Source organism: Acerihabitans sp. TG2 (assembly GCF_035013185.1).
In the GTDB taxonomy this organism is placed as follows: Bacteria; Pseudomonadota; Gammaproteobacteria; order Enterobacterales; family Enterobacteriaceae; genus Acerihabitans.
This window is the reverse complement of record NZ_JAYGJO010000031.1, coordinates 13,026-26,596: the sequence shown is the minus strand read 5'-3', so window position 1 is coordinate 26,596 and position 13,571 is coordinate 13,026. Positions and strand designations below refer to the sequence as shown.

14 protein-coding genes are annotated in these 13,571 nt (G+C 53.4%); 8 read left to right on the top strand and 6 right to left on the bottom strand.

The features are described 5' to 3' along the window. Positions 1-21: 21 nt before the first annotated feature. The 4 genes from SJI19_RS20935 to SJI19_RS20920 form a co-directional block, all read right to left on the bottom strand. Complete coding sequence (locus SJI19_RS20935; protein ID WP_323480202.1) at positions 22-765, bottom strand: YebC/PmpR family DNA-binding transcriptional regulator; 744 nt, start codon at positions 763-765, stop codon at positions 22-24. A 23-nt stretch (positions 766-788) separates the two neighbouring features. Next, complete coding sequence (gene nudB / locus SJI19_RS20930; protein ID WP_323480201.1) at positions 789-1,232, bottom strand: dihydroneopterin triphosphate diphosphatase; 444 nt, start codon at positions 1,230-1,232, stop codon at positions 789-791. Then, positions 1,233-3,023 carry an aspartate--tRNA ligase gene (gene aspS / locus SJI19_RS20925; protein WP_323480200.1) on the bottom strand — a complete coding sequence of 597 codons (1,791 nt, stop codon included), beginning with the start codon at positions 3,021-3,023 and terminating at the stop codon, positions 1,233-1,235. Positions 3,024-3,091: 68 nt separating this feature from the next. After that, the gene (locus tag SJI19_RS20920) at positions 3,092-3,226 is read right to left on the bottom strand and encodes a hypothetical protein (protein WP_323480199.1); all 135 of its coding nucleotides are present in this window, start codon (positions 3,224-3,226) and stop codon (positions 3,092-3,094) included. Positions 3,227-3,485: 259 nt separating this feature from the next. Between SJI19_RS20920 and SJI19_RS20915 the strand changes: the two genes are divergently transcribed. The 4 genes from SJI19_RS20915 to cmoB all read left to right on the top strand — a co-directional run bounded on the left by SJI19_RS20915 (position 3,486) and on the right by cmoB (position 6,745). Further along, positions 3,486-4,052, top strand: coding sequence for a hydrolase (locus SJI19_RS20915; RefSeq protein ID WP_323480198.1), 567 nt, complete (start codon positions 3,486-3,488; stop codon positions 4,050-4,052). 52 nt (positions 4,053-4,104) lie between these two features. Beyond that, complete coding sequence (locus SJI19_RS20910) at positions 4,105-4,920, top strand: DUF72 domain-containing protein (RefSeq protein ID WP_323480197.1); 816 nt, start codon at positions 4,105-4,107, stop codon at positions 4,918-4,920. A 113-nt stretch (positions 4,921-5,033) separates the two neighbouring features. Further along, the gene (gene cmoA / locus SJI19_RS20905) at positions 5,034-5,777 is read left to right on the top strand and encodes a carboxy-S-adenosyl-L-methionine synthase CmoA (RefSeq protein ID WP_323480196.1); all 744 of its coding nucleotides are present in this window, start codon (positions 5,034-5,036) and stop codon (positions 5,775-5,777) included. Then, entirely contained in the window at positions 5,774-6,745 is a 972-nt protein-coding gene (cmoB, locus tag SJI19_RS20900; protein ID WP_323480195.1) for a tRNA 5-methoxyuridine(34)/uridine 5-oxyacetic acid(34) synthase CmoB, read from the top strand. Before cmoA ends, cmoB begins: the two co-directional genes overlap by 4 nt. A gap of 225 nt (positions 6,746-6,970) precedes the next feature. Here cmoB and cutC read toward each other — a convergent pair whose 3' ends face one another. Next, a complete protein-coding gene (cutC, locus tag SJI19_RS20895; protein WP_323480194.1) occupies positions 6,971-7,729 on the bottom strand; it encodes a copper homeostasis protein CutC in 759 nt (252 codons plus the stop codon). Positions 7,730-7,858: 129 nt separating this feature from the next. Here cutC and SJI19_RS20890 point away from each other — a divergent pair, with 129 nt between their 5' ends. Next, on the top strand, positions 7,859-9,022 hold the full coding sequence (locus SJI19_RS20890) for a PatB family C-S lyase (RefSeq protein WP_323480193.1): 1,164 nt from the start codon (positions 7,859-7,861) through the stop codon (positions 9,020-9,022). Here SJI19_RS20890 and SJI19_RS20885 read toward each other — a convergent pair. Next, positions 9,019-9,579, bottom strand: coding sequence for a VOC family protein (locus SJI19_RS20885; protein ID WP_323480192.1), 561 nt, complete (start codon positions 9,577-9,579; stop codon positions 9,019-9,021). The genes SJI19_RS20890 and SJI19_RS20885 overlap by 4 nt on opposite strands. A gap of 660 nt (positions 9,580-10,239) precedes the next feature. Between SJI19_RS20885 and argS the strand changes: the two genes are divergently transcribed. The 3 genes from argS (at position 10,240) to dsbG (ending at position 13,566) form a co-directional block, all read left to right on the top strand. Next, a complete protein-coding gene (argS, locus tag SJI19_RS20880) occupies positions 10,240-11,970 on the top strand; it encodes an arginine--tRNA ligase (protein ID WP_323480191.1) in 1,731 nt (576 codons plus the stop codon). Positions 11,971-12,216: 246 nt separating this feature from the next. Continuing rightward, on the top strand, positions 12,217-12,606 hold the full coding sequence (locus tag SJI19_RS20875) for a copper-binding protein (protein WP_323480190.1): 390 nt from the start codon (positions 12,217-12,219) through the stop codon (positions 12,604-12,606). Positions 12,607-12,807: 201 nt separating this feature from the next. Next, a complete protein-coding gene (dsbG, locus tag SJI19_RS20870) occupies positions 12,808-13,566 on the top strand; it encodes a thiol:disulfide interchange protein DsbG (RefSeq protein ID WP_323480189.1) in 759 nt (252 codons plus the stop codon). The last annotated feature ends 5 nt before the right edge of the window (positions 13,567-13,571 follow it).

The window sequence follows — 13,571 nt, the reverse complement described above, 5'->3', positions numbered from 1 at the left end:
TATCGCCGGTCTGGGACACCATCACAATGTTGCCGCCACCTCGTCGGAGATCTCACCATTGTGGTAAACTTCCTGCACATCATCGGAGTCTTCCAGTAGATCGATCAGCCGCAGCAATTTCGGCGCGGTTTCCTCATCCAAATCCGCTTTGGTGGAAGGAATCAGCCCCACTTCGGAAAACTCGGCATGTAATCCCGCCGCGTCCAGCGCGTCCTTGACGCGGCCGAAATCCTCCGGCGACGTATAGACATCGATCGCGCCGTCGTCATAGGTCACCACATCGTCCGCGCCAGCGTCCAACGCCGCATCCATCACCTGATCTTCGGTCAGACCCGGCGCATACGAGATCACGCCTTTTTTGGTAAACAAATAGGAGACCGAACCATCGGTGCCCAGATTGCCGCCGGTTTTGGTGAAAGCATGACGTACTTCGGCCACCGTGCGGTTACGGTTGTCGCTCAGACATTCAACCATCACCGCCGTACCGCCAGGACCGTACCCCTCATAGATGATGGTTTCCATCTGGGTCTCTTCGTCACCACCGATGCCGCGGGCAATAGCTCGATTGAGCGTATCGCGCGTCATATTGTTGGCCAGGGCCTTATCCACTGCTGCCCGCAGCCGTGGATTAGATCCGATGTCGCCACCGCCCAATCTGGCCGCAGTCACCAGCTCACGGATTATTTTAGTGAAAACCTTGCCGCGTTTACTATCCTGAGCCGCTTTACGATGCTTGGTATTGGCCCATTTACTATGACCTGCCATAAATCTCTCCGAAATAAGCCTTTTCAGGCCGGATAAATAACAAATTCTTCAATCGCCTGTCGATTGCTCCAGGATTTGGTCAACAATGCCGCCTGCGTGGCGGGCAGCCAGCGAAAAGCCAGATGTTCGCTCAGTGCAGGTGTTCGCTCAGAGGGTAACGTTAAACTGAACCAATATTCTGTATTGCGCGTCACTCCAGGCGCATATCGATGGCGCAAATGACTGAAAATTTCAAATTCGATGCAACGCTTGCAGTCCCGCAGGGTCAGGCCTTCAACATCAATATTGATACCGGTTTCCTCGGCAACCTCTCGTTTTGCCGCCATGGCGGGGGTTTCGTCCCCCTCCAGGCTGCCGGTGACCGACTGCCAAAAATCGGTATCATCACGACGTTGCATCATCAGCACGCGGCCACTATCGCCGGCATAAATCACGATCAATGCCGATACCGGGCGTTTCCAAGCCATTTATTGCTGTCCGCGTTCCGCCGCTTCCTTGCCTTTGCCAACCACGGCTATAGACAGTTCCGCCAGCGCGGCCGCATTGCCAAAACTCGGGGCATCGGTCATCGGGTCGGCCGCTGCGGTGGTTTTTGGAAAAGCAATCACATCGCGAATATTATCGGTGCCGGTCAACAACATGACCAGACGATCAAGACCGAAGGCCAGGCCTGCATGAGGAGGCGTACCGTATTTAAGCGCATCGAGCAGGAAACCAAATTTTTCCCGTTGTTCACGTTCGGTAATACCAAGAATGCCAAACACGGTTTGCTGCATTTCACCACGATGGATACGTACCGACCCGCCGCCGACTTCATAGCCGTTCAATACCATATCATAGGCATTCGCCACCGCAGTAAGGGGGTTGGACAGCAATTCGTCCGGGTTCATCGCCAAAGGCGCGGTGAACGGATGGTGCATCGCCGCCAGCCCACCGTCCTCAGCTTCTTCAAACATAGGGAAATTAATCACCCACAGTGGTGCCCAACGTTTTTCGTCCGTCAGTTTCAGGTCTCGACCTAACTTGAGACGCAACGCGCCCAGTGCGTCGGTGGTGACTTTGCTGCGATCGGCTCCGAAAAACAGCATATCGCCGTCCTGGGCACCGGTACGCACCAACAGCGCCGCCAGCACCTCGGCGTTAAGGAACTTGGCGATGGGACTTTGCACCCCGTCCAAACCGTGGGTGATGTCGTTGACTTTGATATACGCCAGGCCCTTGGCACCATAGATTTCAATAAACTTAGCGTATTCGTCGATTTGTTTACGGCTCAGCAGTGCGCCGCCCGGGACCCGTAACGCTGCCACGCGGCCCGCAATATCGTTAGCCGGACCGGAGAACACCTTGAATTCCAGATCCTTGACCAGATCGGCCACGTCGACGATTTCCATCGGATTGCGCAGATCGGGTTTATCAGAACCAAAACGGCGCATTGCCTCGGCATAGTCCATGACCGGAAATGCCCCTAAATCGACACCTTTGATCTCCTGCCACAGCTCGCGAATCAGACGCTCCATGACTTCGCGCACCTGGTCGGCGCTCATAAAGGAGGTTTCAACATCGATCTGGGTAAATTCGGGTTGGCGATCGGCGCGCAGATCTTCGTCGCGAAAACATTTGACGATCTGATAATAACGATCAAAACCCGACATCATTAAGAGTTGTTTAAACAGCTGGGGGGATTGCGGCAACGCGTAGAACTTACCTTTATGTACCCGGCTCGGCACCAGATAGTCGCGCGCGCCTTCCGGCGTAGCCTTGGTCAGCATCGGCGTTTCAATATCAAGAAACCCCTGAGCATCCATGAACCGGCGTACAAAGCTGGTAATGCGGGCACGGGCCTTTAAACGTTCCGCCATTTCCGGGCGACGCAGATCCAGGTAACGGTATTTCAGCCGCTGCTCTTCGGTATTATTTTGGTTGGAGTCAAGCGGCAGAGGCTCGGAGCGATTGATAATGGTAAGCGAAGTGGCCAAGACTTCTACGGCGCCGGTGGCCATGTCTTGGTTGATCTGGCTGTCGGGCCGCGCTCTGACAATCCCGGTCAGTTGAATACAAAATTCATTGCGCAGTTCCGCCGCACGGCTGAATGCCTCTTGGCGATCGGGATCAAAAAACACCTGTGCCAGCCCTTCCCGATCACGCATGTCGATAAAAATCAACCCGCCCAGATCGCGACGGCGATTGACCCAACCGCACAACGTCACTTCCTGCCCCACATGGGACAGATTTAACTGCCCGCAATATACAGTACGCATAACTATATCCTTAGTATTCAGCCCGTACCGTCCAAAGACGCGGGTAAGGCTGTTATTCATTAATTGGGTCACACCCAGGCTATCGCCGCCCACGATGTCACGCGTCGTTGGGCATGCGCCAGACCGGATTTTCCGCCGATAAGCGGCGGATAACGCTGGCGGCGATGCGATTGCTCTTTTGACGGCGTTCGAAAGTCGGTCATTATAGAGGAATTTCATTCACAGGATAAGCCCGTCCGCACCCCCAAGGGCCTGGCAGGTCAAATAATGTTTCATTAGTCGGTGTCCGCCATAGTTTGTGGCACACATCTGCGTTGGCGAGACAATCCCTAATATATTTATTAACAAAATTTTCCCATTTGATGCTGTCACCCCATGACATTTCTAACATACCCTCTATTGATTGTTATCTGAACCATCAACACCCTGTTTTAATCCTTATTTACCCTATGGAGACAGACTATGCTTACCCTCGACCCCGCGCGCAGCGCATTGGTGCTTATCGATTTACAGCAAGGGATCCTCCCTTTCGCCGGTGGTCCATACACCGGTGAACAGGTGGTGGCCCGAGCCGGGCGCCTGGCTACTCACTTTCGTCAGGCCGGCGCATCGGTTGTCTTGGTACGCGTCGGCTGGGCGGCAGATTTCGCCGATGCGCCAAAACAACCGGTGGACATGGCCACCGCAGGTGCTGCGCTGCCAGACAACTGGTTGGCGTTTCCGCCACAGTTGGGTGTACAGGACAGCGATATTCGGATCATTAAACGGCAATGGGGTGCGTTTTATGGTACGGATTTGGATTTGCAACTGCGTCGCCGGAACATTAACACTATCGTATTGGGCGGTATTTCCACCAATATTGGCGTAGAGTCCACCGCCCGCAATGCTTGGGAACTGGGTTATGAACTGGTGCTGGTGGAAGATGTCTGCAGTGCTCATAATAAGGAACAACATGATAACAGCATGCAGAATATTTTCCCGCGCATCAGCCGGGTACGCGACAGCGAAGCGGTGCTGGCTGCATTTTAATCCTGTAGTGAACGGGTGATCCGTAAACAGGTCCAGAAAGGAGCCCAACGCCATGTATATCGGTTTGCCACAATGGCATCATAGCGCCTGGAGCCGTCTGGGCCTGGTAACCTTGGCGGATTATGCCCGCTACTTTACTTGCGTGGAGGGCAATACCACGCTTTATGCCCTGCCCGAAACAGCACGCGTGCACGAATGGCGCGCCATGACCAGCGATGATTTTCGCTTTTGCTTTAAATTTCCCGCCACCATCAGCCACCACGGTGGGTTGCGCGATTTCCGGCCGCTCCTGGCGCAATTTTTTCAGCTGCTGGCGCCACTGGCCGAACGTATTGGCCAATATTGGCTGCAACTGCCTAGCAGCTTCGGTCCCACTGAGCTCGATCACCTCTGGCCGTTCCTTGATGCACTCCCCTCCCCCTTTAGCTACGGGGTAGAAGTCCGGCATCCACTGTTTTTCGCCAAAGGCGACGATGAGCGTCGGTTCAATCTTGGTCTACAACAGCGTGGCATTAACCGGGTGATACTCGATAGCCGTCCGGTCCATTTGTCCCACGCATCCACACCTGCCATGCTGACGGCGCAGCGGCAAAAGCCACGCGTGCCGGTTCACGCCGTGCTGACCGGCACACGGCCGTTGGTGCGATTTATTGGCAATGACGATATGGATCACAGCCAGGAACTGTTCCAACCCTGGTTAGACAAACTGGCCCTGTGGCAGCAAGACCACAACCCGTTCTTATTTATCCATACCCCGGATATTGCTTACGCCCCGCGCCTAGCTCAGCGCTTATGGCCGCTGCTGGCAGACCGCATACCGCAGCTCGGCCCCATGCCGCCCTGGCCGCAACAAGCGTCATTGTTTTAGCCTGGCGGCGTTATGGGCGAGCCAGTATTCTGGGCAACAACGATTGGCGGCACATGCTTTGCACCGCCAATCTGTTAGAATGCCGGCTTTCCCAGAATACTTCCGACATATTGATGACTAACCACGATAATCTGTTTTCCACCCCCATAGCGCAACTTGGCGACTGGACCTTCGACGAACGGGTCGCCGAAGTGTTTCCTGATATGATTCAACGTTCAGTGCCGGGCTACTCCAGCATTATTTCGATGATCGGTATGTTGGCCGGGCGGTTTGTCACCCCTGGTTCGCTGGTCTACGATCTCGGCTGCTCCCTTGGCGCAGCCACCCTGGCCATGCGACGTAATATTTCCGCCGAGGGTTGCCGGATCATCGCGGTGGACAATTCCTCCGCCATGGTCGCACGCTGCCGCCGGCACATTGATGCGTTTCGCGCCACCACTGACGTTGAGGTGCTGGAAGCGGATATCCGTAATGTACCGATCGCTAATGCCTCATTAGTGGTACTGAATTTCACCCTGCAATTTTTAGATCCAGTGGACCGGCAAAGCATGCTGGACCGGGTATTTGCCGGGCTGAATCCGGGTGGCGCGGTGGTGCTGTCGGAAAAATTCATCTTTGCCGACGCCGAGATTGGCGATCTGTTATTTAATATGCATCATGACTTTAAACGCGCTAACGGCTACAGCGAGCTGGAAATAAGCCAAAAACGCAGCCTACTGGAAAACGTCATGCTGACCGACACGGTGGAAACCCACAAAACTCGCCTACAGCAGGCCGGTTTCGGACATGCCGAAGTCTGGTTCCAATGTTTCAATTTCGGTTCGTTGATCGCCATTAAACCCGGGGCAACGGCATGACCGATTTTGGGGATTTTTATCAGTTAATTGCCAAGGGTCCACTGCGCCACTGGCTCAATACTTTGCCGTCACAATTAAGTGCCTGGCAACAGGACTCGCTGCACGGTAAATTCAGGCTGTGGTTTAACACTGTTGATCGGTTGCCTAGCCTAACACCGTGTCGGCTCGATTTACTGCATAGCGTGTCAGCTCAGGGTGAGTCACCACTGCTTGCGGGGCAAAAGGCAGGGATTGAAAACCTGCTGCGTCAGTTAATGCCTTGGCGCAAGGGCCCTTATTCCCTCTACGATATCGACATCGACACCGAATGGCGTTCCGATTGGAAGTGGGAGCGGGTTTTGCCGCATATCAGCTCGCTGGCGGGCAAACTGGTGCTCGATGTGGGTTGTGGCAGCGGTTATCATATGTGGCGGATGATCGGCGCCGGCGCCAGTCTGGCGGTGGGGATTGATCCCATGCAGCTGTTTCTTTGCCAGTTTGAGGCGGTGCGCAAAATGCTTGGCGGGGATCAACGGGCACACCTGCTGCCTTTGGGGATAGAACAATTACCTGACCTGATGGCCTTCGATACGGTATTTTCCATGGGGGTGCTGTATCACCGCCGCTCCCCCCTGGATCATTTGCTGCAGTTAAAAAATCAATTGGTCAGCGGCGGCGAACTGGTGTTGGAGACATTGGTGATCGAGGGTGATGACCAGCAAGTGCTGGTCCCAGGTGAACGTTATGCGCAGATGCGCAATGTTTATTTTATCCCCTCGACCGGCGCGCTGATGTCCTGGTTGGAAAAATGTGGTTTTGAACAGGTACGTCTGGTGGATATGTCGTTCACCACCACCAGTGAACAGCGCCGCACGGACTGGATGACCAGCGAGTCGCTGGCTGATTTCCTGCATCCCGACGACCCGAGTCTGACGGTGGAGGGTTACCCCGCTCCGCGGCGTGCGGTAGTGATCGCCCGTAAGCCCTGAGTTGCCGAAATCGGCACAAAAAAAAGCCCCAAAAAAAAAGGTTGGGGCTTGGTACTTGCAAGCATCACGTGAGTCATACCCATCGTGTTTCACGCTGTCGGTATCAAAGCAAAGTTTGTTCATCCAAAAGCTTACTGACGTAAACCATCAGGATTGACTCGCTTGCCCCTTTTCGCAACGCGAAACCGTGTAGGTAGTGTGCGTGAGCGCGGCAAAATCTTGAGTTCAGAGCGTGCGGTGCGCCGGGCTCGGTAACGTTAATGCCTGTTTCATCGCCGCGACCATATCGGCGTCGACGCAGTACTGGGCGAATTCGTCCACCTCGCTGTCGACGCTGATGTTGACACCCGCCTTGCGATAGCGCATGGAGGACGCCACCAGCTGTCTGGCCGAGCTATGCAGTTCGTGGATACCGATCTGTTGGAACTTATATAAATTTGTCAATCTTACGCCAGCCCCTGCCATAATAATGGGACCACGACTCTGACCATTTAGTTCCCTTAATAAGGCTAATCCAATCTCGGCGCTTTGCTGCTGGCCGGACGTGAGGATGCGCGCGACGCCCATATCGGTTAATTGATTTAACGCTTGGTAGGGGTTCAGACACATATCGAAGGCGCGGTGAAATGTCACTGCCATTCCCTCGCATAAACGCATAATGTGTCGCATCCGCTGGAGATCAATATGCCCTTCAGCGTCCAATATGCCGACCACGACGCCAGGAAACCCCAGCGCGCGGATATGTTCAAGATCCTGCACAATAACGTCGAATTCACTAGAGGAATAACAAAAATCGCCGCCACGCGGCCGAACGATGGGATGAACCGGCAGCGTAAGCTGTTCCCGTGCCAGTTTGAGCAGGCCGTATGACGGGGTAAGCCCCCCCTCTTTTGGTGCCGAACAAAGCTCGATCCGGTCCGCACCTGCGAGTTCCGCCGTCATTGCGCATTCCAGGCTATAACAGCAGACTTCCAATTTAGGCATTGCAAACTCCTTATAGGCGCATCAGGATTTCAGACACATAAAAAATGGGCTATCCGCTCTGATTAGAAGTGTTTTATAGCCATGATAAGATAGTATTACTCTTATTTTTATCACACTGTGGAAATGACTATGGCATTCAACTTTGACGAAAGTATAGACCGACGTCACAGTGACAGTTATAAATGGCAAAAGTATTCAGCCCAGGACGTGATTCCGCTGTGGGTCGCCGATACTGATTTTCGCTCACCACCTTGTATCATTGAGGCCTTACAGGCGCGGGTGGCGCACGGAATATTCGGTTACGGCGCACCGCCGAAGGACCTTGCCGAGCTATTGGTGGCCCGGATGAGCGAGCGTTATCATTGGCATATCGAACCTGATTGGTTGGTATTTTTGCCAGGATTGGTTAGCGGTCTTAATTTAGCGGTACGTGCATTAACCCAGCCAGGCGAGAGCGTGGTGATCCCCTCACCTATTTACCCCCCCTTTCGCGGTGCGGCGCGCGGCGCTGGTCGAGAACAGCGCCTGGCACCCATGAGGCTGGACCGGGGTCGCTGGTTGGTCGATTTGTCTGGTCTGCCCGCCGGGATGGATGGAACGGAACGGTTATTAATGTTATGTAACCCGCATAACCCGGGCGGAACCGTTTACCGGCGCGCAGAGCTGGAGCAACAGCTCAATTTTGCCCGACGCCACGATTTGTCGGTTTGTTCCGATGAAATTCATTGTGATGTGTTGTTGGAACCGGGAGTCGAACATATCCCTTTTGGCTCGTTGAACGACGACGCAGCGCAGCGTTCCATTACATTGGTATCACCATCAAAAAGCTTCAATATCGCCGGGCTGGGCGCATCAGCCGCCATTATCCCCAATGCGCGGCTGCGTAGCCGTTTCACGGCACAACGCAGTGGCATCGTGCCCAATGTGGACATTCTGGCCCTGGTGGCTGCCGCCGCAGCGTGGCGCGATGGGCAACCCTGGTTGACGGAGCAGTTGGACTATTTGCGCGGCAATCGAGACTGGCTGGCCGCACGACTGGCCAGTATCCCCGAGCTGCGCATGACGATACCGCAAGCCACCTATCTGGCCTGGATTGATGCCACTGCCCTGGGGGTGGATAATCCTCAGCACTTTTTTGAACAGGCGGGCGTGGGGCTCTCTCCCGGCGCGGATTTTGGCGATCGACATTTTATCCGGCTTAACTTTGGCTGTCCTCGCCCGTTGTTGGTGCAGGCGGTGGAACGCATGGCGCGAGCCATCGTAAAGCTTAACTCCAGGGACCCGGCGGTTTAATTCTCCTCGGCGGCCACGATGCTGCGCAGGCTATGGGGGTGGAATTTAATGGTCACTTGACCGTCGCTAATCGCCAGGGTCGGGTTAGGCAACCGTTCAGCCGGATCATAAGGGGTGCTGTGTTTGATGCTGATACCCGGGGCCGCCAACGCGTCATCGTCCAACAGCGTTAACGCCCGCGGCACCAAGGTGTGCGACGGTCCCACCAGCACGATCTCGATATGTTCCCATCCTTCATAAGGGTAACGACGCAACCCCGGCCAGGGTAACTCTACACATGCAATGGACTGTTTGGCCAATATGAGGGGGTGTTCAAGGGCGAACAGCGCAATGGGACGACCATTAAATACCTGGTGTTTTAGGCAGACACCGCAGCGTTGCCACCCCGTGAACCAACGCTGGGCAGTGGACTCCTGATGGCAACGTAAGGAAATGTGGTCAATAGCGTTATCATCCAGCCGCAGGCCAAGACGCTCGGCCAGCGACAGAACCTGTTGCTCAAAGCGGGCTAAATCCTCTACCAGATCGGCTAATGGGGGCACGTCAATCCAATTCATGTTATTGTTCCTGCGTAGAACGAAGATAATCAATACTTTTTTGTTGAAAAATGCCGGGTGTTGACCACTCTGGCCATTAATCATTTCAATATACACACACCTCAGCGTTGCCCATTTTGGTGGTTTGTACTTTTACGCTCATAATAAAAATTATTTAATTTACAGCGAGTTATCATGTTTGACTTATCATGCTAAGTATTATCCCAAAGCACGTCGGATGCATTGTGCCAACCGAAAAAATACGCTACTTTCTACTAAATTAATAACTCGAGTATATAAGATGATATTATTAACCTTATGTTTGATACTTGTAGTCATTGCGATATATTCTATTATACAGCATTTACGCACCCGCAATCGCAACAAGCTGGGGGCATCGCGCCGTCCGCGTAATCGCTAGTCCCGTTTTTTTCTGGCACAGACCCATACGTCCCCTTTGTTTGCCTTGCACACAGCAACCACTGCTACTTTCACCTAAGGCTCACCGGCCATACTGACTCACGGCCTGGATTATGGTATAAGCGGTGTTTATTTTACTTTATGCTCCGCGCCTGTGCGCCCACTCCTCCAATTTTGCGGCGGCGTGCAGTCGTTTTATCAGGTTGCCGGAAGCCAGGAACGGTGGTTCTTGCTTCCAACGCAAGTTAGAAAGGTAATACGGTGAATATTCAGGCTCTTCTCTCAGATATAGTCAGTCAGGCGTTAACTGCTGCCGGGGCCCCCGCGCATAGCGAAGCGCAGGTTCGTCAATCCGCCAAGGCACAGTTCGGTGATTATCAGGCCAACGGCATTATGGCTGCCGCCAAAAAGCTCGCTATGCCGCCGCGGCAACTTGCGCAAGCCGTGGTGCCATTATTGCAGTTGGACGGCATCGCGGAAAAAGTGGAGATTGCCGGCCCGGGTTTTATCAATATTTTTCTCGACCGCCGCTGGTTGTCCGCTCAGGTAGAAGCCGCCCTGACTGCCCCTCGCCTCAATATTACACCGGTGAGTCCGCAAACCATTGTGGTGGACTATTCAGCGCCAAACGTCGCCAAAGAGATGCATGTCGGCCATCTGCGGTCCACCATTATCGGCGACGCGGCAGTACGGACCCTGGAATTCCTCGGCCATAACGTGATCCGCGCCAATCATGTGGGCGACTGGGGCACCCAGTTTGGCATGTTGATTGCCTATATGGAGAAAATCCAGTCACGGGGTGAGTCGGAAATGCAATTATCCAGCCTGGAAGAATTCTATCGCGCGGCGAAAAAACACTACGATGAGGATGCCGATTTCGCCGAGCGGGCCCGTGGTTATGTGGTCAAATTGCAAAGTGGCGATGACTACTGTCGGCGGATGTGGCGCAAGCTGGTGGATATCACCATGGCGCAAAACCAGTTGGTCTACGATCGACTCAACGTGACCCTTAGCCGCAAAGACGTGATGGGTGAGAGCCTGTACAACGATATGCTGCCGGGGATTGTTGCCGACCTCAAGGCCAAGGGATTGGCGGTAGAAAGTGAAGGTGCTACCGTGGTTTACTTGGATGAATTCAAAACCAAGGAAGGCGAACCCATGGGCGTTATCATCCAAAAGAAGGATGGTGCCTATCTCTACACGACCACCGATATTGCCTGCGCCAAATACCGCTATGAAACCTTGGAGGCGGATCGGGTTATTTATTATATCGATTCTCGTCAACACCAGCATCTGCTGCAAGCATGGGCCATTGTACGTAAAGCCGGTTATGTGCCGGAATCGGTACCGCTGGAACACCATATGTTCGGCATGATGCTTGGCAAAGATGGCAAACCGTTCAAAACCCGCGCCGGCGGCACCATCAGGCTGGCCGATTTACTCGACGAAGCGCTTGAGCGCGCCCGTGCACTGATTGCCAGCAAAAACCCCGATTTGCCGCCCCAAGAGTTAGAAACCCTGGCGCGGGTCGTGGGCATTGGTGCGGTCAAATACGCCGATTTATCGAAAAGTCGCACCACTGACTACATTTTCGACTGGGATAATATGTTGGCGTTTGAAGGCAATACCGCACCCTATATGCAGTACGCCTATACCCGGGTTGCCTCGGTATTTAAACGTAGCGGTCTGGATGAACAGCAATTGACAGCGCCAGTTTGCCTGGAAGAAGTGCAGGAAACTCTGCTGGCGGCACGGTTGTTGCAGTTTGAGGAAGCCGTTACCGTACTGGCGCGCGACGGTACCCCCCATGTCATGTGTTCCTATCTCTACGACCTGGCCGGGCTGTTTTCCAGTTTCTACGAGCATTGTCCAATCCTCAATGCCGACAGTCAGGCCATACTGCAAAGCCGACTCAAGCTGGCGTTATTGACGTCAAAAACCTTGCGCCAAGGACTGGATTTGCTGGGCATCCAGACGGTTGAACGCATGTAAGCTTCAGCACGTCCTGAAAGCATCACACCATGGTGTGGAGCTTTCAGGTAACACATTACACCTTGTCATTTTTAGCGTTCTGCTTGATGCTATAGCCTGCATGGTTCGTGTTGCAGGACGTCGGCGACGCAGCGACGCGACGCTCCCAGGCGCTGACATGAGTAAGTGACTGGGGGTGAGCCGGCCCAAAGAAGGGCCGAGTATGGCCAACGCATCTGCAACGTGAAGTACGACGGCTATGGACCGATGATGACATCAGTGAACTCACAATATGATCGTAATCGTCAATGGAAAGCGATAGCGTTTCTGGCATTAACCTGTCTTGTCATGGTGATCTGCCTTACACAGCGCGCTTCGGTGCTACGTGATCTGCAGATGACATCCGCAAATGTTGCTTTTTCTACGCAGTCCGATGTTGATACTCACGCATCAGCATCCCTTTCACCTTGCCAGCTCAGCGCCCATTCACTGCTGTCGACCCAACCGGTGTTTTTTGAGCACGTACTGCTTATGTCAGGACAATTGCTGTTGGTCCTGTCGTTGTTTGTGACGGTGGCATGGTGCCCGCCGTTGGATGACACTTCTCCCTTAACCGAGCGACGAATATACCTAAAAAACTGTGTCTTTCGTGAATAACGGACGGTTTATACACATTTTTTTATAGTTTCACGCAGATAAGACATGGCTATTTTTTCAGGCGTCGCTGCCTCCTATTTTTACGTGTATCTGTGGCACAGGCTGCGGATGGGCAATCTCTAGGTTTCAACCAGGCGTCAGAGGGAATAACGGTCACGGGTTGTGGATGAATCATTAGCGAACAACACAAAGGAGAGGTACATGAAAAACCGGATACTTCTGGTCGGTGCAATTCTATTGAGCTTGAATGTTCAGGCAGACACTCAAGACTTGCCCGCGCCGGTTAAGCAGATTGAGAAACAAGGCGTGCAGATTATCAAGCCGTTCACCGCTCCCGGCGGCGTACAGGGATGGCTGGGTAAATTTCAGGACAATGGCGTGACCCTTTATCTCACCCCTGATAAGAAATATGCGATATCGGGCTATATGTATGATGCCCAAGGCAATAACCTGAGTGAAAAAATCATCAATGATGAAATTTATATTCCCGCAGGTCGTGAAATGTGGAAGAAACTGCTGAAGGCACCCGGCATCAGTGAGGGCAGCAACGAGGCCAGTTGCCAAGTCGTGGTCTTCGCCGACCCCTTTTGCCCCTATTGTAAAAAATTCTGGCAAGCGGCACAACCGGCCATCGAGTCAAAGAAAATTCAGCTCAAAACCCAACTGGTTGGCATGTTAAGACCCGATAGTGGTCGTTATGCTTCTGCCATTATTTCCGCCAGCGATCCGGCAAAAGCCTGGCACGATTTTGAACTATCAAACGGCAAATCTGTGCCGGATTTACCTGCCAGCACACCGCGTCCCGCGTGGGATCAGATCCAATATAATCAGAAATTGATGGATGGCCTGGGGGCGAATGGAACGCCCGCAATTTATTATTTAAATCACGATAATAAATTACAGCAAATTGTCGGTTTGCCTAATGAGGAACAAATGGCGGATTTAGTCGCCTGTCACTAACCAAA